At 70.1% G+C, this 25,248-nt stretch carries 22 protein-coding genes and 1 riboswitch; of the genes, 14 read left to right on the plus strand and 8 right to left on the minus strand.

Translation table 11 applies throughout. The features are described 5' to 3' along the window. Positions 1–68: 68 nt before the first annotated feature. Entirely contained in the window at positions 69–3,182 is a 3,114-nt protein-coding gene (locus tag AB0E77_RS03835; protein WP_361565051.1) for an efflux RND transporter permease subunit, read from the plus strand. Between the two features lie 111 nt (positions 3,183–3,293). Here the strand turns inward: AB0E77_RS03835 and AB0E77_RS03840 are convergent, their stop codons facing one another. Further along, positions 3,294–4,802: a DUF4246 domain-containing protein gene (locus AB0E77_RS03840; protein ID WP_361565054.1), complete on the minus strand. Its 1,509-nt coding sequence runs from the start codon at positions 4,800–4,802 to the stop codon at positions 3,294–3,296. Between the two features lie 122 nt (positions 4,803–4,924). Beyond that, on the minus strand, positions 4,925–6,109 hold the full coding sequence (gene nadA, locus AB0E77_RS03845) for a quinolinate synthase NadA (RefSeq protein ID WP_361565057.1): 1,185 nt from the start codon (positions 6,107–6,109) through the stop codon (positions 4,925–4,927). 251 nt (positions 6,110–6,360) lie between these two features. On the opposite strand from nadA, the gene AB0E77_RS03850 reads away from it, so the two are divergent. Then, entirely contained in the window at positions 6,361–6,717 is a 357-nt protein-coding gene (locus AB0E77_RS03850) for an iron-sulfur cluster assembly accessory protein (protein ID WP_030405042.1), read from the plus strand. Between the two features lie 84 nt (positions 6,718–6,801). Here AB0E77_RS03850 and AB0E77_RS03855 read toward each other — a convergent pair whose 3' ends face one another. Then, positions 6,802–8,322: a hypothetical protein gene (locus tag AB0E77_RS03855; RefSeq protein WP_361565060.1), complete on the minus strand. Its 1,521-nt coding sequence runs from the start codon at positions 8,320–8,322 to the stop codon at positions 6,802–6,804. Positions 8,323–8,439: 117 nt separating this feature from the next. Beyond that, complete coding sequence (locus AB0E77_RS03860; RefSeq protein ID WP_361565063.1) at positions 8,440–8,649, minus strand: hypothetical protein; 210 nt, start codon at positions 8,647–8,649, stop codon at positions 8,440–8,442. 132 nt (positions 8,650–8,781) lie between these two features. Here AB0E77_RS03860 and AB0E77_RS03865 point away from each other — a divergent pair, with 132 nt between their 5' ends. Beyond that, on the plus strand, positions 8,782–9,756 hold the full coding sequence (locus AB0E77_RS03865; RefSeq protein ID WP_361565066.1) for a carbohydrate kinase family protein: 975 nt from the start codon (positions 8,782–8,784) through the stop codon (positions 9,754–9,756). A gap of 18 nt (positions 9,757–9,774) precedes the next feature. On the opposite strand, the gene AB0E77_RS03870 is transcribed toward AB0E77_RS03865, so the two are convergent. Then, positions 9,775–11,157: an aminotransferase class V-fold PLP-dependent enzyme gene (locus tag AB0E77_RS03870; RefSeq protein ID WP_361565068.1), complete on the minus strand. Its 1,383-nt coding sequence runs from the start codon at positions 11,155–11,157 to the stop codon at positions 9,775–9,777. Positions 11,158–11,488: 331 nt separating this feature from the next. Here AB0E77_RS03870 and coxB point away from each other — a divergent pair, with 331 nt between their 5' ends. From coxB to AB0E77_RS03890, 4 genes are all read left to right on the plus strand, one after another. Further along, complete coding sequence (gene coxB / locus AB0E77_RS03875) at positions 11,489–12,448, plus strand: cytochrome c oxidase subunit II (protein WP_361565071.1); 960 nt, start codon at positions 11,489–11,491, stop codon at positions 12,446–12,448. Further along, entirely contained in the window at positions 12,445–14,178 is a 1,734-nt protein-coding gene (gene ctaD / locus AB0E77_RS03880) for a cytochrome c oxidase subunit I (RefSeq protein WP_361565074.1), read from the plus strand. Before coxB ends, ctaD begins: the two co-directional genes overlap by 4 nt. Next, complete coding sequence (locus AB0E77_RS03885; protein WP_361565077.1) at positions 14,175–14,573, plus strand: cytochrome c oxidase subunit 4; 399 nt, start codon at positions 14,175–14,177, stop codon at positions 14,571–14,573. The genes ctaD and AB0E77_RS03885 overlap by 4 nt, the downstream gene beginning before the upstream one ends. A 130-nt stretch (positions 14,574–14,703) precedes the next feature. Further along, positions 14,704–15,981 (plus strand): Ig-like domain-containing protein, encoded by a 1,278-nt coding sequence (locus AB0E77_RS03890; RefSeq protein ID WP_361565080.1) that lies wholly within the window; start codon positions 14,704–14,706, stop codon positions 15,979–15,981. A gap of 43 nt (positions 15,982–16,024) precedes the next feature. Here AB0E77_RS03890 and AB0E77_RS03895 read toward each other — a convergent pair whose 3' ends face one another. Beyond that, on the minus strand, positions 16,025–16,426 hold the full coding sequence (locus tag AB0E77_RS03895) for a hypothetical protein (protein WP_361565083.1): 402 nt from the start codon (positions 16,424–16,426) through the stop codon (positions 16,025–16,027). Positions 16,427–16,614: 188 nt separating this feature from the next. Here AB0E77_RS03895 and AB0E77_RS03900 point away from each other — a divergent pair, with 188 nt between their 5' ends. The 6 genes from AB0E77_RS03900 (at position 16,615) to AB0E77_RS03925 (ending at position 23,755) form a co-directional block, all read left to right on the plus strand. Next, complete coding sequence (locus AB0E77_RS03900; protein ID WP_029393865.1) at positions 16,615–17,235, plus strand: heme-copper oxidase subunit III; 621 nt, start codon at positions 16,615–16,617, stop codon at positions 17,233–17,235. A 65-nt stretch (positions 17,236–17,300) separates the two neighbouring features. Next, complete coding sequence (locus AB0E77_RS03905) at positions 17,301–18,110, plus strand: c-type cytochrome (RefSeq protein ID WP_361565086.1); 810 nt, start codon at positions 17,301–17,303, stop codon at positions 18,108–18,110. Further along, positions 18,107–19,165: a Rieske 2Fe-2S domain-containing protein gene (locus AB0E77_RS03910; RefSeq protein WP_361565089.1), complete on the plus strand. Its 1,059-nt coding sequence runs from the start codon at positions 18,107–18,109 to the stop codon at positions 19,163–19,165. The genes AB0E77_RS03905 and AB0E77_RS03910 overlap by 4 nt, the downstream gene beginning before the upstream one ends. Continuing rightward, the gene (locus AB0E77_RS03915) at positions 19,162–20,799 is read left to right on the plus strand and encodes a cytochrome bc complex cytochrome b subunit (RefSeq protein ID WP_361565092.1); all 1,638 of its coding nucleotides are present in this window, start codon (positions 19,162–19,164) and stop codon (positions 20,797–20,799) included. Before AB0E77_RS03910 ends, AB0E77_RS03915 begins: the two co-directional genes overlap by 4 nt. Before the next feature lie 131 nt (positions 20,800–20,930). Continuing rightward, complete coding sequence (trpD, locus tag AB0E77_RS03920; RefSeq protein ID WP_361565095.1) at positions 20,931–21,995, plus strand: anthranilate phosphoribosyltransferase; 1,065 nt, start codon at positions 20,931–20,933, stop codon at positions 21,993–21,995. Positions 21,996–22,079: 84 nt separating this feature from the next. After that, positions 22,080–22,196, plus strand: a riboswitch (SAM riboswitch). Between the two features lie 176 nt (positions 22,197–22,372). Beyond that, a complete protein-coding gene (locus tag AB0E77_RS03925) occupies positions 22,373–23,755 on the plus strand; it encodes an aminotransferase class V-fold PLP-dependent enzyme (RefSeq protein WP_361565098.1) in 1,383 nt (460 codons plus the stop codon). A 30-nt stretch (positions 23,756–23,785) separates the two neighbouring features. On the opposite strand, the gene AB0E77_RS03930 is transcribed toward AB0E77_RS03925, so the two are convergent. Next, complete coding sequence (locus AB0E77_RS03930; RefSeq protein WP_077797603.1) at positions 23,786–24,067, minus strand: Lrp/AsnC ligand binding domain-containing protein; 282 nt, start codon at positions 24,065–24,067, stop codon at positions 23,786–23,788. After that, positions 24,064–24,822, minus strand: a complete 759-nt coding sequence (locus AB0E77_RS03935) for a rhomboid family intramembrane serine protease (RefSeq protein WP_361565101.1) — start codon at positions 24,820–24,822, stop codon at positions 24,064–24,066. The genes AB0E77_RS03930 and AB0E77_RS03935 overlap by 4 nt, the downstream gene beginning before the upstream one ends. 156 nt (positions 24,823–24,978) lie before the next feature. Here AB0E77_RS03935 and AB0E77_RS03940 point away from each other — a divergent pair, with 156 nt between their 5' ends. Then, a complete protein-coding gene (locus AB0E77_RS03940; protein WP_161168307.1) occupies positions 24,979–25,218 on the plus strand; it encodes a hypothetical protein in 240 nt (79 codons plus the stop codon). The last annotated feature ends 30 nt before the right edge of the window (positions 25,219–25,248 follow it).

A 25,248-nucleotide genomic window follows, 5' to 3' on the forward strand; every position in this document is an offset into this window, starting at 1 on the left:
CAGGGTGTTGGGTGGGCGCTCCTGTCCCGCCCTTCCTCCGCTCGGCCACAGAAGAGAGACCCTGATCCATGTCCTGGCTGTCGAGATTCAGCCTCGCGCAACGGGCCCTGATAGGCCTGATGTCGATCGTCGCGCTCGTCTTCGGCGCGATCGCCATCCCCCAGCTCAAGCAGCAGCTCCTGCCCACCATCGAACTGCCCATGGTGTCCGTGCTGGCGCCGTACCAGGGCGCCTCGCCCGACGTGGTCGAGAAGCAGGTCGTCGAACCCATCGAGGACAGCCTCGAAGCCGTCGACGGCGTCTCGGGCGTCACCTCCACGGCCAGCGAGGGCAACGCCGTGATCATGGCGTCCTTCGACTACGGCAACGGCACCCAGCAGCTCGTCGCCGATGTCCAGCAGGCCGTCAACCGGGCCCGCGCGCAGCTCCCCGACGGCGTGGACCCGCAGGTCATCTCCGGCTCGACGGACGACATCCCCACCGTCGTCCTCGCCGTCACCTCGGACAAGGACCAGCAGGCGCTGGCCGACCAGCTCGACAAGACGGTCGTGACGGAGCTGAAGGACATCGACGGGGTCGCCCAGGTCGTGGTCGACGGCGTGCGGGACCTCCAGGTCACCGTCACCCCCGACCAGGCGAAGCTGGCGAAGGCCGGCGTGAGCCCCATGGCCCTCGCCCAGTCCCTCCAGGCGGGCGGCGCGACCGTCCCGGCCGGCTCCTTCGACGAGGGCGGCGCCAACCGCACCGTCCAGGTCGGCGGCGGCTTCACCTCGCTGGAGCAGATCCAGAACCTGATGGTCACCGGCGAGGGCGTGCAGAAGCCGGTGCGCCTCGGCGACGTCGCCACCGTGAAGCAGGAGGAGGCCAAGGCCGACTCGCTCACCCGCACCAACGGCAAGCCGTCCCTCGCCGTCGCCGTCACCATGGACCACGACGGCAGCGCGGTCGCCATCTCGGACGCCGTCGAGGACAAGCTGCCCGGACTGCGCGAGCAGCTCGGCTCCGGCGCGACCCTCACCGTCGTCAGCGACCAGGGTCCGGCGGTGTCGCAGGCCATCGAGGGCCTGACCACCGAGGGCGCCCTCGGACTGCTCTTCGCCGTCCTCGTCATCCTGGTCTTCCTGGCGTCCATCCGCTCCACCCTCGTCACCGCGGTCTCCATCCCGCTGTCGGTGGTGCTGGCGCTGATCGTGCTGTGGACGCGCGACCTGTCGCTGAACATGCTGACGCTGGGCGCGCTCACCATCGCCATCGGCCGCGTCGTCGACGACTCGATCGTGGTCCTGGAGAACATCAAGCGGCACCTCGGCTACGGCGAGGAGCGCCACGAGGCCATCCTCAGGGCGGTCCGCGAGGTCGCCGGGGCGGTCACGTCGTCCACACTCACCACGGTCGCCGTGTTCCTGCCGATCGGTCTGGTCGGTGGCATGGTCGGTGAGCTGTTCGGCTCCTTCAGCCTCACCGTCACCGCCGCGCTGCTGGCGTCCCTGCTGGTGTCGCTGACGGTCGTCCCGGTGCTGTCGTACTGGTTCCTGCGCCCGCCGAAGGGCACCCCCGAGGACGCCGAGGAGGCCCGCCGCCTGGCCGAGGAGAAGGAGGCGAAGAGCCGCCTGCAGCGCTTCTACGTCCCGGTCCTGCGCTTCGCCACCCGCCGTCGCCTGACCAGCGTGGCCATCGCGGTCGTCGTGCTCATCGGCACGTTCGGCATGGCGCCGCTGCTGAAGACGAACTTCTTCGACCAGGGTGAGCAGAAGGTCCTCAGCATCAAGCAGGAGCTGAAGCCCGGCACCAGCCTCGGTGCGACCGACGCGCAGGCCCGCAAGGTCGAGAAGCTGCTCGGTGAGACCGAGGGCGTCAAGGACTACCAGGTCACCGTCGGCTCGTCCGGCTTCATGGCGGCCTTCGGCGGCGGCACGGACACCAACCAGGCCTCGTACCAGCTGATGCTGGAGGACTCGGCGGACGCCGAGGACGTCCAGGACCACATCGAGGCCGGGCTCGCGAAGCTCGACGGCATCGGCACCACCACGGTCTCCGCCGGTGACGGCTTCGGCAGCCAGGACCTGAGCGTCGTCGTCAAGGCGGCCGACGCGCAGGTGCTGCGCGACGCCGCGGAGGAGGTCCGCAAGGCCGTCGCCGGGCTCGACGACGTCACCGACGTCACCAGCGACCTGGCGCAGAGCGTGCCGCGCATCTCGGTCAAGGCCAACGCGAAGGCCGCCGAGGCCGGCTTCAGCGACCAGACGCTCGGCGCGGCCGTCGCCCAGGCGGTGCGCGGCACCCCGGCCGCCAAGGCGGTCCTGGACGACACCGAGCGCGACGTCGTCATCCGGTCGGCGCAGCCCGCCCGGACGCTGGCCGAGCTGAAGGCCCTGAACCTCGGCAAGGCCAGGCTCGGCGACATCGCCACCGTGCAGCTGGTGGACGGCCCGGTGTCGATGACCCGGATCGACGGCCAGCGCGCGGCGACCGTCACCGCCAGGCCGACCGGCGACAACACCGGCGCGGTGGGCACGGCCCTGCAGTCGAGGATCGACGGCCTGGAGCTGCCGGCCGGCGCCACGGCCGAGATCGGCGGCGTCACGGCCGACCAGGACGACGCGTTCAAGAACCTCGGCCTGGCCATGCTCGCGGCGATCGCGATCGTGTTCATGCTGCTGGTCGGCACCTTCCGGTCGCTGGCCCAGCCGCTGATCCTGCTGGTGTCGATCCCGTTCGCCGCGACCGGCGCGATCGGCCTGCTGGTCGCCACGGGCACCCCGATGGGCGTCCCGGCGATGATCGGCATGCTGATGCTGATCGGCATCGTCGTCACCAACGCGATCGTGCTGATCGACCTGATCAACCAGTACCGCAAGCAGGGACACGGTGTCGTCGAGGCGGTGATCGAGGGTGGCCGGCACCGTCTGCGGCCCATCCTGATGACGGCCCTGGCGACGATCTTCGCCCTGCTGCCGATGGCCCTGGGCGTCACCGGCGAGGGCGGCTTCATCGCCCAGCCGCTGGCGGTGGTCGTGATCGGCGGCCTGATCACGTCGACGCTGCTCACCCTGCTCCTGGTCCCGACGCTCTACGCGATGCTGGAGCTGCGCAAGGAGCGGCGCGCGAGGAAGAAGGCGGCGAAGAAGGGCCTGCCCGAGCAGCAGCAGCCCGCGCAGGACCCGGAGCCGGCCCAGGTCTGACGCCCGCAGGCACGGCGGCCGGTACGCCGAAGGGGCGCCCCCCGTGGAATCTTCACGGGGAGCGCCCCTTTCGCGTCGCGCGGGGCGTTCAGTGCCCGCGCGGAGAGCGGTTCAGTGCTCGCACAGCGAGAACTCGCGTTCGTAGAGCTGCTCGTTGTGCTCGTCGACGAAGAACTTGCGCTCGTGCATCAGCTCTTCCCGGTAGCCCCTGGCCTCGTCCGGCGTCATGGTCGAGGTGGCGGCCCACGGCTGCTGCGGCGGCACGTCGGAGGTCGAGACGATCCGCTCCGACGGGTCCACGAGGAAGAACGCGAGGATCTTGCGGTGTCCCGGACGCGTGGGGTCCGCGAGCCGGAAGTCGCCGACCCGGTGCTGCAGGACGTTCGGGAACGCCAGACAGCGGCCCGCCGGGGTCGACGCCGACCCCAGCACCTGGTTCAGCGCGTCCTCGTTCTCCAGGCCGTAGACCTCGCGCAGGCCGGTGTGGTCGTTCTGCTCGTAGCTCGGCTCGTCGAGGGCCGTCCGGAAGCTCAGCCGGCTCTCGGTGATGTTCTCACTGTCCCAGTAGTAGATGCCGGTCGACACGATCCGCTCGTTCAGCATCCCCTCGACGTGCCAGGAACCGCCGGCGTACTCGGGCCGGTCCGGGGTGAGGTGGATGGTGGCGAGCTTGACGATGACCTGGAGGCGGCGGCCGCGCAGGTCGACGCGGGCCGAGGCGTCGGGCGGCTCGGGCGCGGTGAAGGCCGGGGCGTCCGGGACGGCCGGGCGGCGCTGCTCCCACCAGTGGTCGTAGGCCTCCTCGAAGGCCTCGACGGCCGTTTCGTACGCCTCGTCGTCGTCGAAGTCGGACTCGTCCGGGTACTCCGGCTCCGAGTCGTACCACCCGTAGGGGTCGGCCTCGATCCGCAGGGGACGCGGGTGGCGCAGATCGGTGAGCACGTTCTCCAGCAGCGGGCGCATGCGCGCGAACACGTCCGGCAGGACGGAGGCGAGCTCGCGATGGTCCTCCGGGTGGAGGTTGTTGACGTACGAACGGAAGGCCACGGTCCCGTCGTCCTGGACGTCGACGTCCGTGGGCAGCCACTGGAACCGCTCCGAGAACTCGTACCGGGAGTACCGGTCCGTCGGGTTCCGCCAGGCCTGCTCGTGGTCGCCGCTGACGCCCTTCACCAGGCAGAAGAGAGAGGGGTGCACCAGGTCCAGCACCTGGCCGCCGGAGCCGGGGTGCCAGTCCCGCTCGGCTTCGGGGACCTCCTCGAGAACCCGGACCGCCTCGCGCAGCCGGGAGTGCAGCTTCTCGTCGATGAGCGTGTCCGACTGCCACACCCCGTCGACGGCGGACACCTCGATGCCGGTCCGCGCGTCCCGCAGCGCCGCGTAGTGCGCGAGTTCGTCGAGGACGTAGCGGACCTGGGCCTCGGTCAGGCCCTGGCCGACCGCTTCCCGCGTCCAGCGGGCGACGATGCCGGGGTCGTGCATCTTGTCGTACCAGCCGGGCTTCGACCGGATGTGGGCGCTGCACCGGATGATCTCCAGCTCCCGCAGCGTCCGGGGTTTCGCGAACGGTATGGAGCGGGCCGTGCTGAAGGGCAGGGGGAAAGCGGACAGGCCGGTCACTGCTCTGGATCCTCCGAGTCGGTGTGCGGGGCGGGAAGCCTACGGCAGCGGTCCGACACCGCGGCCGTGGGCGGCCCGCCCCGCCTGCGCCGGCCCGTCCGGGCAACGGCGGCGCGACCGGGCTACGGCAGCGCCAGCATCCGCTCCAGCGCCAGCTTCGCGAACGCCTCGGTCTCCTTGTCGACCTCGATCCGGTTGACCAGGGTGCCCTCGGCGAGCGACTCCAGCGCCCAGACCAGGTGCGGCAGGTCGATGCGGTTCATCGTCGAGCAGAAGCAGACCGTCTTGTCGAGGAATACGATCTCCTTGCCCTCGGGAGCGAAACGGTTCGCCAGTCGCCGGACCAGGTTCAGCTCGGTGCCGATGGCCCACTTGGAGCCGGCCGGGGCCGCCTCCAGCTTCTTGATGATGTACTCGGTCGAGCCGACGTGGTCCGCCGCGGCCACGACCTCGTGCCGGCACTCGGGGTGGACCAGGACGTTCACGCCCGGGATGCGCTCGCGCACGTCGTTCACCGAGTCCAGGCTGAAGCGGCCGTGCACCGAGCAGTGGCCCCGCCACAGGATCATCTTCGCGGCGCGCAGCTCCTCGGCCGTCAGCCCGCCGTTCGGCTTGTGCGGGTTGTAGACGACGCAGTCCTCCAGGGACATGCCCATGTCCCGCACCGCGGTGTTGCGACCCAGGTGCTGGTCGGGCAGGAAGAGCACCTTCTCACCCTGCTCGAAGGCCCAGTTCAGGGCACGCTCGGCGTTGGAGGACGTGCAGATGGTGCCGCCGTGCTTGCCGGTGAACGCCTTGATGTCGGCGGACGAGTTCATGTACGAGACGGGCACGACCTGCTCGGCGATCCCGGCCTCGGTGAGCACGTCCCAGCACTCGGCGACCTGCTCGGCCGTCGCCATGTCCGCCATGGAACAGCCGGCCGCGAGGTCGGGCAGGACCACCTTCTGGTCGTCGGAGGTCAGGATGTCCGCCGACTCGGCCATGAAGTGCACGCCGCAGAAGACGATGTACTCGGCCTCCGGGCGCGCGGCCGCGTCCCGGGCCAGCTTGAACGAGTCGCCCGTGACGTCCGCGAACTGGATGACCTCGTCGCGCTGGTAGTGGTGGCCGAGGACGAAGACCTTGTCCCCGAGCTTCTCCTTGGCCGCACGGGCGCGCGCGACCAGGTCCGGGTCGGAGGGCGAGGGCAGGTCGCCCGGGCACTCCACGCCGCGCTCGCTCCTCGGGTCGGCCTCGCGGCCGAGCAGCAACAGGGCGAGGGGCGTCGGCTGCACGTCGAGCTCCTGGGGCTGGGCGGTGGTCACGACACGCACCCTTTCTACTTTTCGTCTAACTGACGCTATATATCATAACCGGTTCACGTCACTTTGACGATGCCCATCATGTCGATGTGACGTGAATCCCGGCGCCCGAGCCGCTGTCCGCCCTCCGGGGCATGTGCGAGCATGAGGAGAAGGCCGAGGAACACCTCACGGGTCCGTCCCGGAATGAATCCGCGGCCCCGTCGGTTGGAACCGTCGGCAAGCAGTCTCCGTACAACCCGGGAGAGATGTAGATGTCCGTATCGGACGAGACCACCACCGTCACCGACGGCATCATCCTGACCGACGCCGCCGCGGCCAAGGTCAAGGCCCTGCTCGACCAGGAAGGCCGTGACGACCTGGCGCTGCGCGTCGCCGTCCAGCCCGGCGGCTGCTCCGGCCTGCGCTACCAGCTCTTCTTCGACGAGCGTTCGCTCGACGGCGACGTCGTGAAGGACTTCGGCGGGGTCAAGGTCACCACCGACCGCATGAGCGCCCCGTACCTGGGCGGCGCCACCATCGACTTCGTGGACACGATCGAGAAGCAGGGCTTCACGATCGACAACCCGAACGCGACGGGCTCCTGCGCCTGCGGCGACTCCTTCAGCTGAGCCGCGTCCCCTCGTGCGAAGGGCGGCGGCCCGGGGTTCCCTCCCCGGGCCGCCGCCCTCTTTCCGTCATTCTCCCGGTGGGCGTCAGCGGACCCCGGACGGCGCCGGAAGCCGCGCGCCCGGCTTGTACAGCGGGATCTCCTCGCCGTCCGTCCCCACGACCTTCCGGTCGCCGAGCGGCCGGTCCAGCGTCACCGTCCGCTCGAACTCCTTGGCGATCATGATGCAGACCCGGCCCGGATCCGAGGTCGCGGTCACCGTGACCGTCACCCGCCCGGAGTCCTCCTTCGCCGTCGCCTCGTACTCGGAGCACACCCCGCCGGTGAAGTGCACGGTCAGCTCGGTGCCCTCGGCCGTCCAGCCGCTCACCGGCACGTCCTGGGACGACGTCGACCCGTCGGACGGGGACGGGGACGGCGCGGGGGAGGTCAGGTACTTCGGGTCCACCGCCGGATACGTCACCGTGAAGGGGTCCGCGGTCCCCGGCGCGCTCACCTCGAACAGCCAGGACGGCACCAGTGTCTGCCGCCCCTGCACCGGATGGGCGGCCAGCCCGAACACCGCCTCCCGGACGGTGACCGTCTGCCGGTCCGAACGCCGGGGCTTCTCCGGCATCCCGGGGGTGCCCGTCGCCGTCGACGGCTCGCACGGCGTCCGCGCGGTGCCCTCCTCCAGCGGCACCGGCCCGGCGCAGCCGCCGATGCCCGCCCCGGCGCCGCCGCCCGGGGCGTTCAGCAGCGCCAGCGTCTCCTTCGCGTCCAGGACGGGGTACGTGTCCCCCTTGACCGGCGCCTTCAGCTGTCCGCTGCCGCCGACCACCTCGCCCCGCGCGCCGACGACCACGCCGGTCGTCCAGCCGTACGTGGGCAGCCCGCCGACCTCCGGTTCGGCGTTCACGGCCCGCCGGGCGCCCATGACCTGGCTCGCGTCCAGCTTGGCGTCGTCCTGGCCCAGGGCCTTCAGCACCGGCGCCGCCGCCTTCCTCGCGGCCGCCTCGCTCACCGGTGACCCGTCGGCGGAGGGGGCCTTGCACACGGCGCCCTTCTTGCAGTTGTCCGTGCCGGGCGAGTAGCGCTGGAAGGACCAGGTGCCCGGCGCCCGCCGGCTCACCGTGAGCACTGGGCCCGCGCCGTCCCTGACGCTCCCGGCCTTCCACGCCTCACCCTGGAGCCGCGGCGCCCCCTCGATGCCGAGGGCCGTCGCCAGGCGGGCCACCTCCGCCTCGCCGACCTCGCCCTTCGTCCGGTACACCGGCGCCGAGCCGGGCCCCTCGGGAAGCGGGCCGTCGGCGCGGTAGGTCACGCCGTACGGGTCGGGCTCGCCGGGCGCGATGCCGTTGGTGTCGCCGCCGCCCGGGGACGGCGCCCGGTAGCCGTCGAGGGGCAGCGGCGGGGGAGTGTCGTCGCCCGGCGCCCCCGATGACGTACCGCCGTCCGAGCCGCCGCCGGAGGCGGACGTGGCCAGACAGGCCCCGCCGGCCCCCACGAGCAGTACGGCGGCGACGGACGCGACGACGACCGCCGGGGGACGCCGCCGCTCGGGACGCCCGGTGCCGCCCTCGTCGGCGGCGGGGGCGTCGTCGTGGTCGGGTCGCTCGCTGTTCACCGCATCGCTCCTTCGGCTGTTACTGGGGACAGCGATGGGACGCGGTGGAGGAGGATCCGGTTCCCCTCGGCGGCGCGGGTCACCCGACCGGCCGCAGGGTCGCCGGACGAGCGGTTGCTAGTCGCCGTAGTCCGACATCGCCTCCAGCAGCCGGGCCGACGTCCCCGGCACCCGTACGCCGTGGATCAGCGACAGGGGGACGGGGTGCGCCGAGACCCGTACGGGCGGCGACCAGCGCCGCGACATCCGGGCGCAGTCGCCGCGCAGCGACGCGAGATCGCCCTCCAGGTCGGCCGGGGCGGGTGCGACGGTCTTCGGGTTCGTCATAAGGGAACCGTAGGCCTGTTCCGGGTGGCGTAGGAAGTTCTACTATCGGGTAGTTTCGCCTGCTTCGGAGTCGGCGCACCGCCGGGTAGCGTGAACTGTCCACCCCGCCTCCCTGAGGAGAGAGTCCACGCCGTGCGCATCGCAGTCACCGGCTCCATCGCCACCGACCACCTCATGACCTTCCCCGGCCGCTTCTCCGACCAGCTCGTCGCGGACCAGCTGCACACGGTCTCGCTCTCCTTCCTGGTCGACCAGCTCGACGTGCGCCGCGGCGGGGTCGCCGCGAACATCGCCTTCGGCATGGGCCAGCTCGGCACCCGTCCGGTCCTGGTCGGGGCCGCGGGCTCGGACTTCGCCGAGTACCGCGCCTGGCTGGAGCGACACGGCGTCGACACCGACTCCGTGCGCATCTCCGAGACGCTGCACACCGCCCGCTTCGTCTGCACGACCGACGCCGACCACAACCAGATCGGCTCGTTCTACACGGGCGCGATGAGCGAGGCCCGCCTCATCGAGCTGAAGACCGTCGCCGACCGCGTGGGCGGCCTCGACCTGGTCTCCATCGGCGCCGACGACCCCGAGGCGATGCTCCGGCACACCGAGGAGTGCCGCGCCCGCTCCATCCCCTTCGCGGCCGACTTCTCCCAGCAGATCGCCCGGATGAACGGCGACGAGATCCGGATACTGCTGGACGGGGCGACCTACCTCTTCTCCAACGAGTACGAGAAGGGGCTCATCGAGACCAAGACCGGCTGGACGGACGAGGAGATCCTGGCCCGCGTCGGCCACCGCGTCACCACCCTCGGCGCGCGGGGCGTGCGGATCGAGCGGGCCGGCGAGCCGACCATCGAGGTCGGCGTCCCGGACGAGGAGCGCAAGGCCGACCCCACGGGCGTCGGCGACGCCTTCCGCGCCGGGTTCCTGTCGGGACTGGCGTGGGGAGTGTCGCTGGAGCGGGCGGCGCAGGTCGGGTGCATGCTCGCGACGCTGGTCATCGAGACGGTCGGCACGCAGGAGTACCAGCTGCGGCGCGGGCACTTCATGGAGCGGTTCACCAAGGCGTACGGGGACGAGGCGGCGGACGAGGTGCAGACCCACCTGCGCTGAGGCGGTGAGCGGGGCGGGTCAGCGGAGCCGGCGGACCAGGTAGGCCGTTCCCTTCTGCGCCGGTTCCTCGCCCGCGTACTCCTGCCCCCGCATCTCGCACCACGCCGGGATGTCCAGGCGGGCCGCCTCGTCGTCGGAGAGGACGCGGACCGTGCCGCCGACGGGGACGTCGCCGATGACCTTGGCCAGCTCGATCACCGGGATGGGGCAGCGGCGGCCGATCGCGTCCACGACGAGGTCGGCCGCCGTCTCCCGGACGGCCGCCGGCCCCGTCGGCGCCCCCAGCCGCTCCCGGACCGCGGCCACCGTGCCCGGCAGCACCTCCAGGAACCGCTCGACGTCCTCCGCGGGCGTCCCGGGCGGCAAGGACACCCGGACGTTGCCCTCGCTGAGCACGCCCATCGCTCGCAGGACGTGGCTCGGCGTCAGGGTGCTGCTCGTGCAGGACGAGCCGGACGAGACGGAGAAGCCGGCGCGGTCCAGCTCGTGCAGCAGAGTCTCCCCGTCGACATAGAGACACGAGAAGGTGACGACGCCGGGCAGCCGGCGCACCGGATCGCCGACCACCTCCACGTCCGGGACCGAGGCCGGCACCCGCGCCCGGATCCGCTCCGTCAGCTCCCGCAGCCGTGCCGCCTCCTCGGCCGCCTCGGCCCGCACCGCCCGCAGGGACGCCGCCGCGGCCACGATCGCCGGAAGGTTCTCGAAACCGGGCACCCGGCCCGACTCCCGCTCGTCGGCGGGCCCTTGCGGCGCGAACCGCACCCCCTTGCGCACGACCAGCAGCCCGACCCCCGACGGCCCGCCCCACTTGTGCGCGCTCGCCGCCAGCAGCGACCAGTCGCCCGCCACCTTCCCCCAGCCCAGCGACTGGGCCGCGTCCACCAGCAGCGGCACCCCCGCCGCCCGGCAGGCCTCCGCCACCTCCGCCACCGGCTGCTCGGTGCCCACCTCGTGGTTGGCCGACTGGAGACAGGCCAGCGCGGTGCCGTCGCCCAGAGCCGCCGCGTACGCCACGGGGTCCACCGCCCCCGTCCGGTCCACGGGGACCTGGGTGACGGTGCCGCCCTCCCGCTCGTGGACCTCGGCGGCATGAAGTACGGAGGAGTGTTCGACCGCTGACACGATCAGGTGGCGTCCGGTGCGCCGCCGCCCCGCCAGCGCCCCGGCCACCCCCGAATGCACCGCCCGTGTCCCCGAAGGAGTGAACACCAACTCGTCCGCGCGGCACCCCACGGCCTCGGCAGCGGCTTCCCGGGCGGCGTCGAGCAGCAACCGCGCCCGCCGCCCTTCCCGGTAGAGCCGAGCGGGATCGGCCCACCCCTCGTCGAGCGAGGCCAACAGGGCCTGCCGGGCGACGGGGTGAAGGGGAGCAGCGGAAGCAGCATCGAAGTAGGCCACGGGGCCACGCTAGAACGCCGGGCGGCACGGCGCCCCGCCAGGGCTCGGGACGGTGTCCGACATGCGGCTCCGCCGCGTGGGCGCGACAGTCCACGACGCTCCGTCAGCCGTCAACGGAACCGCACCTTCCCGCCCCCTGAGCGGCACCGTCCCACCCTTAAAGAGTGACCCCCGGCGCGTATGCCACCCTCCCCGCGACCCCCCGGAGGGCGTCGGCTAGGGTTTGGTCCGCATAAACATCAAACCCCTGCCCGACGCAGGGCGGCGACCGACCAGCGAGAAGGCAGGCCGCAGCCAACACGCGCGGGCGAGACTCTCGGGAAGGCGCTACGTGAGTCCCAACGGCTCCGACCGCTCGCCGCGGCGCCCGATGCGGCGGAAGCTGCTGCAGGCACTGACCGCGGGCCTGGTCCTGGCGACCGCCACAGGTTGCACATACAAGGACTTTCCCCGCCTTGGCATGCCCACCCCGACCACGGAAGAGGCTCCGCGGATCCTCTCCCTGTGGCAGGGTTCCTGGGCCGCCGCGCTCGCCGTCGGCGTGCTGACGTGGGGCCTGATCCTGTGGTGTGCATTCTTCTACCGGCGCAGCCGCACCAAGGTCGAAGTTCCTCCGCAGACCAGGTACAACATGCCCATCGAGGCGCTGTACACCATGGTTCCGCTCATCATCGTCTCGGTGCTGTTCTACTTCACCGCCCGTGACGAGTCCGAGCTCCTGAGCCTGAAGAAGAAGCCCGACGTCACGGTGAACGTGGTCGGCTTCCAGTGGAGCTGGTGCTTCAACCACATCGAGGACGTCGCCGGTTCCAACGGCGACGCCAAGACCTCCGAGGAACTGGAAGCGATTCCGAACCGGTTCAAGGAGGACTTCCCGGCGAACGCCGGCGGTGTCTACGACTGCGGCACCCCCGGCACGCGGAACCCGCAGACCAACAACCCGGGTCCGACCCTCTGGCTTCCCAAGGGCAAGACGGTCCGCTTCGTGCTGACCTCGCGCGACGTCATCCACTCCTTCTGGGTGGTGCCGTTCCTGATGAAGCAGGACGTCATCCCGGGCCACACCAACGCCTTCGAGGTGACCCCCAACAAGGAGGGCACCTTCCTGGGCAAGTGCGCCGAGCTGTGCGGCGTCGACCACTCCCGGATGCTGTTCAACGTGAAGGTCGTCTCCCCGGAGCGCTACGAGCAGCACCTCCAGGACCTCGCGAAGAAGGGGCAGACCGGTTACGTTCCCGCCGGCATCGCGCAGACGAGCCACGAGAAGAACCGGGAGACGAACAACCTGTGAGCATCCTCAACGAACCCCAGGGTGCCGCGGCAGGGTCCCACTACGAGGACGAGCTGCCGGTCCGGCGCCAGAGGCGTGGCGAAGTCGTCGTCAAGTGGCTGACCACCACGGACCACAAGACGATCGGCACGCTGTACCTGGTCACGTCGTTCGCGTTCTTCTGCATCGGCGGTGTGATGGCGCTCTTCATGCGCGCCGAGCTGGCCCGCCCGGGTCTGCAGATCATGTCGAACGAGCAGTTCAACCAGGCGTTCACGATGCACGGCACGATCATGCTGCTGATGTTCGCGACGCCGCTGTTCGCCGGATTCGCCAACTGGATCATGCCGCTCCAGATCGGCGCGCCGGACGTGGCCTTCCCCCGGCTGAACATGTTCGCCTACTGGCTGTACCTGTTCGGCTCGACCATCGCGGTGGGCGGCTTCCTCACCCCGCAGGGTGCGGCCGACTTCGGCTGGTTCGCCTACTCCCCGCTGTCCGACGCGGTGCACTCGCCGGGTATCGGCGGTGACCTGTGGATCATGGGTCTGGCCTTCTCCGGCTTCGGCACGATCCTCGGCTCGGTCAACTTCATCACCACGATCATCTGCATGCGTGCCCCCGGCATGACCATGTTCCGCATGCCGATCTTCACCTGGAACGTCCTGCTGACCGGTGTGCTGGTCCTGCTGGCCTTCCCGGTGCTGGCCGCGGCCCTGTTCGCGCTGGAGGCGGACCGCAAGTTCGGTGCGCACGTCTTCGACTCGGCCAACGGCGGGGCGTTGCTGTGGCAGCACTTGTTCTGGTTCTTCGGGCATCCAGAGGTGTACATCATCGCGCTGCCGTTCTTCGGCATCGTCAGTGAGATCATCCCGGTCTTCAGCCGCCGCCCGATGTTCGGTTACATGAACCTGATCGCGGCCACCATCGCCATCGCGGGTCTGTCGGTGACGGTGTGGGCGCACCACATGTACGTGACCGGCGGAGTGCTGCTGCCGTTCTTCTCGTTCATGACGTTCCTGATCGCGGTCCCGACCGGTGTGAAGATCTTCAACTGGATCGGCACCATGTGGAAGGGCAGTCTGTCCTTCGAGACGCCGATGCTGTGGACGATCGGCTTCCTGATCACCTTCACCTTCGGTGGTCTGACCGGTGTCATCCTGGCCTCGCCGCCGATGGACTTCCACGTCTCCGACTCGTACTTCGTGGTGGCGCACTTCCACTACGTCGTCTTCGGCACCGTGGTGTTCGCGATGTTCGCCGGCTTCCACTTCTGGTGGCCCAAGTTCACCGGCAAGCTGCTGGACGAGCGCCTGGGCAAGATCACCTTCTGGACGCTGTTCGTCGGCTTCCACGGCACCTTCCTGGTCCAGCACTGGCTGGGCGCCGAGGGCATGCCGCGTCGTTACGCCGACTACCTGAACGCCGACGGCTTCACCGCGCTGAACACGGTCTCGACGATCGCCTCGTTCCTGCTCGGCATGTCGATCCTGCCGTTCTTCTACAACATCTGGAAGACGGCCAAGTACGGCAAGCCGGTCGGCGTCGACGACCCGTGGGGCTACGGCCGTTCGCTCGAGTGGGCGACCTCCTGCCCGCCGCCGCGGCACAACTTCCTCACCCTGCCGCGCATTCGCAGCGAATCCCCGGCGTTCGACCTGCACCACCCGGAGATCTCCGCGCTCGACCAGCTCGAGAACGTCGGTCACGGTGAAAAGACCCTCGCTGGCGGCAAGGAGGCCGGCAAGTGAAGATCCAGGGCAAGATTTTCCTCTGGCTGAGCCTCTTCATCCTCGCCGTGGCGGTCACGTACGGCGTGTGGTCGAAGGAGCCGGCCGGCGCCACGGCCCTCTTCCTGGCCTTCGCCCTGTGCCTCATGATCGGCTTCTACCTGGCCTTCACGGCCCGGCGGGTCGACGTGGGCGCGCAGGACAACAAGGAAGCGGACGTCGCCGACGACGCCGGCGAGGTCGGGTTCTTCAGCCCGCACAGCTGGCAGCCGCTGGCCCTCGGCATCGGCGGTGCCCTCGCCTTCATCGGCGTGGCCGTCGGCTGGTGGATCATGTACTTCTCGCTGCCGGTCATCCTGATCGGTCTGTGGGGCTGGGTCTTCGAGTACTACCGCGGTGAGAACCGCACCCAGTAACACGCGCTGAGCGCCTAGGGGCCCGGACACTCCGTCAGGAGCGTCCGGGCCCCTTCGTCTGCCGTACCCCTCGTCACCCGTCCGGATTACCCACCGTGCCGCCCTTGACGTCGCTCCCTAGCGTGAGGTCATGAGCAACACGGTTCACTTCCAGGCGCGGGGGCGTACGGTCGTCGGCTGCACCCTGCTGGTGATCGCTCTCGGCGTGAGCGTCACCGCCTGCATGGGCGACGACGACAACCCGCTGTCGGCCACGCCCTACGACGCGGCCGGCCAGATCTCCTTCAACGGCCCCACGGACGCCGGGAAGAAGGCCGACCCGGACAAGCCCCTGGAGGTCGTCGCCGAGGGCGCAGGCGGGCGCATCACGGACGTCACGGCCGTCGACGCCACGGGCCGCTACGTGGCGGGCGAACTCTCCGCCGACGGCTCCCGCTGGCACAGCACCTCCCCGCTGGCAGCGGGCGCCAGTTACACGGTGCGCGTCAGCACCGAGGACGGCGACGGCGCACCCGGCCGCAAGGTCCTCACCTTCGAGACCGGCAAGCCCTCCGCCAAGAAGACCCTGGACGTCACCTTCGGGCCCAAGGCGGGCGCGTACGGCGTCGGCCAGCCCATCACCGCGGAACTGAGCCAGCCGGTCGCGGACAAGGCCCAGCGGGCCATAGTGGAGCGAGCCCTCAAGGTGCAGTCCACGCCCGCCGTGCAGGGCGCCTGGTACTGGGTGGACGACAAGAAGCTCCACTACCGGCCCCAGGAGTACTGGCCCGCCCACGCCACAGTCCAGGTCCGCAGCAATCTCGAGGGCATCAAGATCGGCGACCGGCTGCGCGGCGGCAAGGCCACGTCCCTGAAGATCACCACCGACGACCGCGTCGTCGCCGTCACGGACGCCTCCACGCACACCCTGACGCTCTACAAGGACGGCGAGGAGGTCCGGCAGATCCCCGTCACCACCGGCAAGCCCGGCTTCGAGACCCGCAACGGGGTCAAGGTCGTCCTCGGCAAGGAGCCCTTCGTACGCATGCGCTCCACCACCGTCGGCATCGCCGAGGGCTCGTCGGAGTCGTACGACCTGCCGGTGTACTTCGCCACCCGGGTCACCTGGAGCGGCGAGTACGTGCACGCCGCCCCCTGGTCCGTCGGCTCCCAGGGCTCCGCCAACGTCAGCCACGGCTGCGTCGGCATGAGCACCGACAACGCCGAGTGGTTCTTCAACGAGGTCCAGGAGGGCGACCTCGTCCAGGTCATCAACTCGGACGGCGAGACCATGGAGCCCTTCGGCAACGGCTTCGGCGACTGGAACCTGGACTGGGCCAAGTGGCGCCAGGGCAGCGCCCTGACGGGCGGCGCGACCAACGGCACCGGTACGGCGGAACAGGCCCGGCTGCGCCCGGAGAGCGCGTGAGAACGCCCCTGAGGGCGATGCCCTCAGGGGCGCCGGGACGTCCCTAGACGCCCTGCAGCCTCTTCTCCCGCAACAGCGCGGCCAGCGCACCCGCGAACTCCACCGGCTCCACCGGCGAGGCCACAGCGGCCTCCGCGCGGCTCCAGGTGGCCAGCCAGGCGTCCTGCGGGCGGGCGATGAGCAGCAGCACCGGCGGGCAGTCGAAGATCTCGTCCTTGATCTGCCGGCACACCCCCATGCCGCCCATCGGGACGGCCTCGCCGTCCAGGACGCAGACGTCGATCCCGCCCTTGTCCAGCTCCCTGATGACGGCGGCCGGCGTCGCGCACTCCACGAACTCGACCACGGGCACGTCCGGAGCCGGCCGGCGACCGGTCGCGAGCCGCACCTGTTCGCGGGTGTTGGAGTCGTCGCTGTAGACCAGCACCGTGGCGGTCGCCTGCATGCTTCCTCCGATACGCGGTGGAGACTGTCGTGCCCGTTGCGCCGGATGCTACTCCCTCCCACTGCCCGTCAACACCGGTTCGGACACGGCTTCGACGGGCCGTTCGATGGGCCATACGGGCACTACAGAGGGGGCGAACACACCGAACGGCACCCCCCGGGGTGAGGGCGGGATAAGCGACCGACATAATGTCGGTCGTGGCGACAGCAACGACAGTAGAAACCGGGCACGCGCACCCGTCGGTCAACCGGCCGAACCTCACCAGCGTCGGAACCATCATCTGGTTGAGTTCCGAGCTGATGTTCTTCGCGGCCCTCTTCGCGATGTACTTCACCCTGCGATCGGTGACCGGCCCGGACTTCTGGTCCGAGAAGGCCGACGCGTTGAACTTCCCGTTCTCCGCGACGAACACCACGATCCTGGTGCTCTCCTCCCTCACCTGCCAGCTCGGCGTCTTCGCCGCCGAGCGCGGTGACGTGAAGAAGCTCAGGATGTGGTTCATCGTCACCTTCGTGATGGGTGCGATCTTCATCGGCGGTCAGGTGTTCGAGTACACCGAGCTGGTCAAGCACGAGGGCCTCTCGCTCTCGTCCGACCCGTACGGCTCGGTGTTCTACCTGACCACCGGCTTCCACGGACTGCACGTGACGGGCGGCCTCATCGCCTTCCTGCTGGTCCTCGGCCGTACCTACGCGGCCCGGAGGTTCACCCACGAGCAGGCGACCGCGGCCATCGTCGTGTCCTACTACTGGCACTTCGTCGATGTCGTCTGGATCGGCCTCTTCGCCACGATCTACATGATCAAGTAGTCGCGGCACGCACCCGCGCAATACCAGAAGCATCGACGCAGAAGATCCTGACACCGGGGTAATCCGTGAAAAAGCTCTCCGCACGACGACGCCATCCGCTGGCGGCGCTCGTCGTCCTACTCCTCGCGCTGGCATGCACCGGGGGGCTGTACGCCGCGTTCGCGCCCGCGAGCAAGGCGCAGGCCGATGAAACCGCCCAGTCCCTCGCCATCGACGAGGGCAAGAAGCTCTACGCCGTCGGCTGCGCCAGCTGCCACGGCACCGGGGGTCAGGGCACCAGCGACGGTCCGAGCCTGGTCGGCGTCGGCGCCGCTGCCGTCGACTTCCAGGTGGGCACCGGCCGCATGCCGGCCCAGCAGCCCGGCGCGCAGGTCCCGCGCAAGAAGGTGATCTACTCCCAGGCCGAGATCGACCAGCTGGCGGCCTACATCGCTTCGCTGGGCGCCGGTCCCGCCATCCCGACGGAGGAGAAGTACGGCCCGGAGGGCGCGGACATCGCCAAGGGCGGTGAGCTGTTCCGCTCCAACTGCGCGCAGTGCCACAACTTCACCGGCAAGGGCGGCGCGCTGACGCACGGCAAGTACGCCCCGAGCCTCGAGGGTGTCGACCCGAAGCACATCTACGAGGCCATGCAGACCGGCCCGCAGAACATGCCCTCCTTCCCCGACACGACCATGTCGGAGCAGAACAAGAAGGACATCATCGCCTACCTGAACGCGGTCAACGGTGACGAGACCGTCAGCCCCGGCGGTCTGTCGCTGGGCGGCCTCGGGCCGGTCAGCGAGGGCCTCTTCGGCTGGATCTTCGGCCTCGGCGCCTGCATCGCCGTCGCCGTGTGGGTTGCCGCTCGGACCGCAAAGGCCAAGAAGTCATGAGTAGCCAAGACATTCCAGAAGAGAACCTGCCTGCTGAGCAGGGCACCACACACGGTGCGGTGAAGGTCGCGGACGAGGCCCATCCGTTCGCCGACCCGGGGCTGCCGCCCCACGAGCACCGGATCCAGGACATCGACGAGCGGGCCGCCAAGCGGTCGGAGCGCGCGGTCGCGTTCATGTTCACCCTGTCGATGCTGGCCACCGTCGGCTTCATCGCCTCGTTCGTGACCATCCCGCGCGACAAGTCGATCTACCTGTTCCCGCTCGGGCACGTGAACGCGATGAACTTCGCGCTCGGCCTGACGCTGGGCGTGGCGCTGTTCACGATCGGCGCGGGCGCCGTCCACTGGGCGCGCACCCTGATGTCCGACGAGGAGGTCGCCGACGAGCGTCACCCGATCGAGGCGTCCCCCGAGCTCCGTGCCAAGGTCCACGCGGACTTCAAGCAGGGCGCCAAGGAGTCCGCGCTCGGGCGCCGCAAGCTGATCCGCAACACGATGCTGGGCGCGCTCACCCTGGTGCCGCTCTCCGGCGTCGTCCTGCTGCGCGACCTCGGTCCGCTGCCCGGCACCAAGCTGCGCCACACCCTGTGGTCCAAGGGCAAGCTGCTCGTCAACATGAACACGAACGAGCCGATGCGTCCCTCCGACGTCGCGGTCGGCTCGCTCACCTTCGCCAAGCCCGAGGGCCTGGAGGAGCACGACGAGGAATTCCAGAACGAGATCGCCAAGGCCGCCCTGATGATCGTCCGGATCCAGCCGGAGAACATCAAGGACAAGCGCGAGCTCGAGTGGTCGCACGAGGGCATCGTGGCGTACTCGAAGATCTGCACCCACGTGGGCTGCCCGATCTCCCTGTACGAGCAGCAGACGCACCACGTGCTGTGCCCCTGCCACCAGTCCACCTTCGACCTCTCCGACGGTGCCCGGGTGATCTTCGGTCCCGCCGGTCACGCCCTGCCGCAGCTGCGGATCGGCGTGAACGACGAGGGCTATCTCGAGGCGCTCGGCGACTTCGAAGAGCCCGTCGGTCCTGCTTTCTGGGAGCGCGGATGAGCACGACAGCGACCACAGACTCCCGCGGACGCGGGAAGGCACCGGCCGGCGAGCGCGTCGCCGACTGGGCCGACGGACGGCTCGGGATCTACTCCCTGGCCAAGTCCAACATGCGCAAGATCTTCCCCGACCACTGGTCGTTCATGCTCGGGGAAGTGTGCCTGTACAGCTTCATCGTCATCATCCTCACGGGTGTCTACCTGACGATGTTCTTCCACCCGTCGATGAACGAGGTCACGTACCACGGTTCGTACGTGCCGCTGCAGGGTCAGCTGATGAGCGAGGCGTACGCCTCGACGATGAACATCAGCTTCGACATCCGGGGCGGTCTGCTCATCCGGCAGATCCACCACTGGGCGGCGATCGTCTTCCTCGCCGGCATGTTCGTGCACATGATGCGCGTCTTCTTCACCGGCGCGTTCCGCAAGCCGCGTGAGATCAACTGGCTGTTCGGCTTCCTGCTGTTCGTCCTCGGCATGTTCACCGGTTTCACCGGCTACTCGCTCCCGGACGACCTGCTCTCCGGCACCGGTGTCCGCTTCACGCAGGGCGCGATCCTGTCCGTGCCGATCGTCGGTACGTACATCTCGATGTTCCTGTTCGGCGGGGAGTTCCCCGGCCACGACTTCGTGGCCCGGTTCTACTCGATCCACATCCTGCTGCTGCCGGGCATCATGCTCGGCCTGCTGGTGGGCCACCTGATCCTGGTCTTCTACCACAAGCACACGCAGTTCGCGGGCCCCGGCAAGACGAACAACAACGTCGTCGGCATGCCCCTGCTGCCGGTGTACACGGCGAAGGCCGGAGGCTTCTTCTTCCTGGTCTTCGGTGTGATCGCGGCCATCGCCGGCCTCGTGTCGGTCAACCCGATCTGGAGCATCGGCCCGTACCGGCCGGACCAGGTGTCGACCGGGGCGCAGCCCGACTGGTACATGGGCTTCGCCGAGGGTCTCGTCCGCGCCATGCCCGGCTGGGAGATCAACTTCTGGGGTCACACGCTGGTCCTGGGCGTGTTCGTGCCGCTGGTGCTGTTCGGCATCTTCCTCGCCGCCATCGCCCTCTACCCGTTCATCGAGTCGTGGGTGACCGGCGACAAGCGCGAGCACCACATCCTCGACCGTCCGCGCAACGCCCCGACCCGTACGGGCCTCGGCGTCGCCTGGGTCACGGCGTACATGATCATGCTGATCGGCGGTGGCAACGACATCGTCGCCACGCACTTCCACCTGTCGATCAACTCGGTCACCTGGTTCGTCCGGATCGGGTTCTTCGTCGGCCCGGTCATCGCCTTCGTGATCACCAAGCGGATCTGCCTCGGCCTCCAGCGCCGCGACAAGGACAAGGTGCTGCACGGACGCGAGTCCGGCATCATCAAGCGCCTGCCGCACGGTGAGTTCATCGAGGTCCACGAGCCGCTGAGCCAGGGTGCGCTGTACACCCTGACCTCGCACGAGCAGTACAAGCCGGCCGAGATCGGCCCGACGGTCGACGAGAACGGCGTCGAGCGCAAGGCGAAGGGCTCGGAGAAGCTCCGCGTCAAGCTCAGCAAGGCGTACTTCGGTCCGGAGTCGCAGATTCCGAAGCCGACCGTCGACGAGTACAAGGAGATCACGAGCGGCCACGGCCACCACTGATCCTCCAGCGTCGCCACACCACGGTCGAAGGGCCCCGTCCGGTCTGCGGACGGGGCCCTTCGCCGTGCCCGGCGGCTGGATAGGGTGGGACCACACTCTTCTTCCACGATGCACACGATCAGGAGCGGCTCATGAGCGCTGTGACCCCCGCTGGAGGCGACATCGCGGCGGGCCGCTCCTGGCCCGCCCTGCTGAACGGTCTGCTGGACGGCCGCGACCTGTCCGCCGACGACACCGCCTGGGCGATGGACCTGATCATGCGCGGCGAGGCGACCGACGTGCAGATCGCCGGGTTCGCGACGGCGCTGCGGGCCAAGGGCGAGACCGTCGACGAGATCGCCGGCTGTGTGCGCTCGATGTACGCGCACGCGCACGTCATCGAGGTGCCCGGTGAGACGGTCGACATCGTCGGCACCGGCGGCGACGGCGCCAAGACCGTGAACATCTCCACCATGTCGGCCGTCGTCATCGCCGGCACCGGAGCGAAGGTCGTCAAGCACGGCAGCCGTGCCGCGTCCTCGGCGTCCGGCGCGTCCGACGTGCTGGAGAAGCTCGGCGTCAATCTGGAACTGGCCCCGAAGCGGGTCGCCCAGGTCGCCGAGGAGGCCGGGATCACCTTCTGCTTCGCCGTGAAGTTCCATCCCGCGCTGCGCCATGTGGCGACCGCGCGCGGCCAGCTCGGCGTGCGGACCGTGTTCAACTTCCTCGGGCCGCTGACCAATCCGGCGAAGGTGAAGGCACAGGCCGTCGGTGTCGCCGACCCGCGGATGGCCCCGATCATCGCCGGGGTGTTCGCCGAGCGCGGCAACTCCTCGCTGGTGTTCCGCGGCGACGACGGGCTCGACGAGCTGACCACGACCTCCACCTCCCGGGTCTGGGTCGTGCGGGACGGCACGGTGACCGAGGAGACCTTCGACCCGCGGGACGTCGGCCTGGAACTGGTGCCGGTCGAGGCGCTGCGCGGCGCCGACGCCTCCTACAACGCCGACGTCGCCCGCCGTCTGCTGGCCGGCGAGCCGGGCCCCGTCCGGGACGCGGTGCTGCTGAACTCGGCGGCGGCCCTGGTCGCCCTGACGCCCGGCGACGGACCGCTGACCGAGCGGATCCGGGCCGGCATGGAGCAGGCCGCCGAGTCCATCGACTCCGGCGCGGCCCGGCGCACCCTGGAGCGCTGGGTGGCCGCCAGCAACGCGTAGCGCCCGTCCCGGGACAGTGACGGCCGTCCCGCGATCCGGACACGGGTTGCGGGGCGGCGATCACTTCACGTACTTTCCTCCTCAGGTCATGAGTGACAGTCATGAGGCCCCGGCCGACTGTCCGGCAACCCTCCGTCCGTGGCGGGGTGCCCCGGGTGAAGACCAGGCCGTGGACAGCAAGGTCCACGGCAAGCGCGGACCCCTCGCGGAACCAGGGGTCCTGGGTCGTCCGAGGGAGTTCTCCGTGAATCAGCGAATGCGCTAGGGCCGCAGAGCCCCGCCTCCGCATCCCCTTTTCCTTTGCGTTTTCCTTTCCGTCCCGTGCTGGAGCCGTGTGCGCTCGCGCGGTGACGTCCTCTGCCTTCACGGGAGCACCCATGTCCGTCTCCGCCGTCGCCGCCGACCAGTCCGTCTGTGCCCCGCTGCCCGTCCTGGGCCGGGACGTCACCGTCCCGCTCGTCACCGGCGGCGAGGTCACCTACGCCGCGCTCGACTACGCCGCCAGCGCGCCCGCGCTCCAGCGGGTCTGGGACGACGTCGCCGCCTACGCCCCGTACTACGGCAGCGTGCACCGCGGCGCCGGGTACCTGTCGCAGCTGTCGACCGACCTGTTCGAGAACGCCCGGAAGACCGTCGCCGAGTTCCTCGACTGCCGGGACGCCGACCAGGTGGTGTTCACCCGGTCCACCACCGACTCCCTGAACCTGCTCGCCGGCGCCCTGCCGGCCGGCTGCCGGGTCTTCGTCTTCGAGACCGAGCACCACGCCTCGCTGCTGCCCTGGCGGGACGCCGACGTGACCTTCCTCGACGCCCCGGGCAGCCCCGCCGAGGCCGTCGAGACCCTGGAGCGCGCGCTCGCCGCCCGTGAGCCGTACGGGCCCGCCCTGGTCTGCGTCACCGGCGCCTCCAACGTCACCGGTGAGCTGTGGCCGGTGCGCGAGCTGGCCGCCGCCGCCCACGCGCACGGTGCCCGGATCGTCCTGGACGCCGCCCAGCTCGCCCCGCACCACCCGCTCAGCGTCCGTGACCTCGACGTCGACTGGGTCGCCTTCTCCGGGCACAAGCTGTACGCCCCCTTCGGCGCCGGCGTCCTCGCGGGCCGTGCCGACTGGCTGCGCGAGGCCGAGCCGTACCTCGCGGGCGGCGGGGCCAGCCGCAGCGTCAGCCGGCGCGCGGACGGCGGCGTGGACGTGCAGTGGCACGACAGCGCCGCCCGCCACGAGGCCGGGTCGCCCAACGTCATCGGCGCCTACGCCATCGCGTCCGCCTGCAAGGCGCTCACCGAGGCCGGGTTCGACACGCTGGTCGCGCGTGAGGAGTACCTGATCCGCACGGTGCGGGAGGGTCTCGCCGAGGTGCCCGAGGTGCGGGTGCTGTCCCTCTTCGGGGACGACGCGCCCCGCGTCGGCGTCCTCTCCTTCGTCGTCGAGGGCTGGAACAGCTCCCACTTCGCCGCAGCCCTCTCCGCCGAGTACGGCATCGGCGTGCGCGACGGACTGTTCTGCGCCCACCCGCTGCTGCGCACGCTGCTCGGCAGCGACCCGCAGACGCAGGGCGAGTGCGGCGCCCCCGAGGCGGCGCCGGGGGAGAAGTCCCTCAACGCCATCCGGGTCAGCTTCGGCGCGGGTACCCCGGACGAGCACGTCGAGCGGTTCGTGAACGCCGTCAAGGAGCTGGTGAGCGACGGCGCCCGGTGGAACTACCGCACCGAGGGCGGGCGTTGCGTCCCGGACACGTCCGCGGCCGGTACCGCCGCCTGAGCCCCGGGGCGGCGGTCGTGCCGGGAGGGCTCAGTTGTCCAGCCCGATCGCGAACGCCGCCTCCAGGTCGTGCTGCGAGTACGTACGGAACGCCACGTGCGTGTCCGTGCCCTCGACGCCCGGGATCTTGCTGATCCGGCCGGGGATGACCTCGGCCAGGTCCTCGTGCTGGTTGACCCGCACCATCGCGATCAGGTCGTAGGTGCCGGTGACGGAGAAGACCTCGCTGACGTTCTCCAGCGAGGCGATCTGCTCGGCGATCTCGGGGATCCGGTCCACGCTGGTCTTGATGAGGACGATCGCGCTGATCACGGCTGGTTCTCTCCCTCGGGGGCCGTCGCTGGAACGCCCCCAACTCTAGTCCCACCGCCGAACCGCACCCAGGCGAAGACGAAGCCCAGCCCGAAGCCCACCAGATGCGCCAGGTAGGCCACCCCCGGCCCGTCACCGGCCCGGCCCGCCGCCATCCACTGCAGGGACGCCCAGAACGGCAGCACCACCCAGGCCGGGAAGCGCAGCGGCAGGAAGAACAGGAAGGGCAGGAGGCTGGTCACCCGGGCGCGCGGGAACAGGAAGAGGAACGCCCCGAGGACCGCGGAGATCGCCCCCGAGGCCCCGACCAGGGACTCCTGGGAGTCCGCGTTGGCCGCCGCGTAGCCCAGCAGCGCCAGATAGCCGCAGCCCAGGTAGAACAGCAGGAACTGGAGCCGCCCCATCCGCGCCTCGGTCATCGCGCCGAAGACGTAGAGGAAGAGCATGTTGCCCAGCAGGTGCACCCAGCTCCCGTGGACGAAGAGTGCCGTGGCGGGGATGAGGACGGCTCCGGGGGAGTCCTCGAACAGTTCTGCGGGGATCACGCCCCAGCGGCGGAACCAGGCGCGCTGCGCGGCGAGCAGCTCCTCCCCGGTCCCGTGGGCCGGATTGAGGCCCGAGGCCGGGCTGACCAGGAACAGCAGGCAGCACAGGGTGATCAGCGCACAGGTCACCGGTGCCGTGCGACCCCGCCGGCCGCGGGCCCCGAGCGTCCTGGCCTTCCCGAGGGCCGCGGTGTTCCACTTGCGGATCATGAATACAGAGCATGACGTAACGGGGCGCAACCTCCCGTACCGCCTCGCCGCCGTGGACACGCGGGCGGCGGGTACCCGCCAGGCCGTAGGGTTACGAGCCACACGCACCGGGGAGGCCGGCGCGTCACGGACACTGGAAGAGAGCGGACAGCCACGATGACGGTTCCCCTGCCGACGGACACGACGCGGTGGCGCTGCACCCTCTGCGGCAACCTCACCCGCTTCGACGTGACCCGCGCCTCGAAGGTCGTCGAGTACGTGCACCTCGATCTGGCCGGTGAGCCGACGGTCGAGGAGCGCGAGGTGCTCAGTGAGACCATCGAATCGGTGCGGTGCCGCTGGTGCAACGCCGTCGACCAGGTGGAACTCGTGGACAGGCCGGGCGCCGGCTCCTGACGGGAGCGGGCTCGCGGGCCGCGGTCCCCT

The organism is Streptomyces sp. NPDC032940 (genome assembly GCF_040636935.1).
In the GTDB taxonomy this organism is placed as follows: domain Bacteria; phylum Actinomycetota; class Actinomycetes; order Streptomycetales; family Streptomycetaceae; genus Streptomyces.

Bases quoted from the DNA above. Each gene is read 5' to 3' on its own strand.
- AB0E77_RS03895 (WP_361565083.1), bottom strand. From the start codon at position 16,426: ATGCAGGCGACCGCCACGGTGCTGGTCTACAGCGACGACTCCAACACC.
- AB0E77_RS03910 (WP_361565089.1), top strand. From the start codon at position 18,107: ATGAGTAGCCAAGACATTCCAGAAGAGAACCTGCCTGCTGAGCAGGGC.
- AB0E77_RS03860 (WP_361565063.1), bottom strand. From the start codon at position 8,649: ATGACGAACCCGAAGACCGTCGCACCCGCCCCGGCCGACCTGGAGGGC.
- AB0E77_RS03900 (WP_029393865.1), top strand. From the start codon at position 16,615: ATGTCGGTCGTGGCGACAGCAACGACAGTAGAAACCGGGCACGCGCAC.
- AB0E77_RS03915 (WP_361565092.1), top strand. From the start codon at position 19,162: ATGAGCACGACAGCGACCACAGACTCCCGCGGACGCGGGAAGGCACCG.
- AB0E77_RS03935 (WP_361565101.1), bottom strand. From the start codon at position 24,822: ATGATCCGCAAGTGGAACACCGCGGCCCTCGGGAAGGCCAGGACGCTC.
- trpD (WP_361565095.1), top strand. From the start codon at position 20,931: ATGAGCGCTGTGACCCCCGCTGGAGGCGACATCGCGGCGGGCCGCTCC.
- AB0E77_RS03835 (WP_361565051.1), top strand. From the start codon at position 69: ATGTCCTGGCTGTCGAGATTCAGCCTCGCGCAACGGGCCCTGATAGGC.
- AB0E77_RS03890 (WP_361565080.1), top strand. From the start codon at position 14,704: ATGAGCAACACGGTTCACTTCCAGGCGCGGGGGCGTACGGTCGTCGGC.
- AB0E77_RS03925 (WP_361565098.1), top strand. From the start codon at position 22,373: ATGTCCGTCTCCGCCGTCGCCGCCGACCAGTCCGTCTGTGCCCCGCTG.
- AB0E77_RS03850 (WP_030405042.1), top strand. From the start codon at position 6,361: ATGTCCGTATCGGACGAGACCACCACCGTCACCGACGGCATCATCCTG.
- AB0E77_RS03940 (WP_161168307.1), top strand. From the start codon at position 24,979: ATGACGGTTCCCCTGCCGACGGACACGACGCGGTGGCGCTGCACCCTC.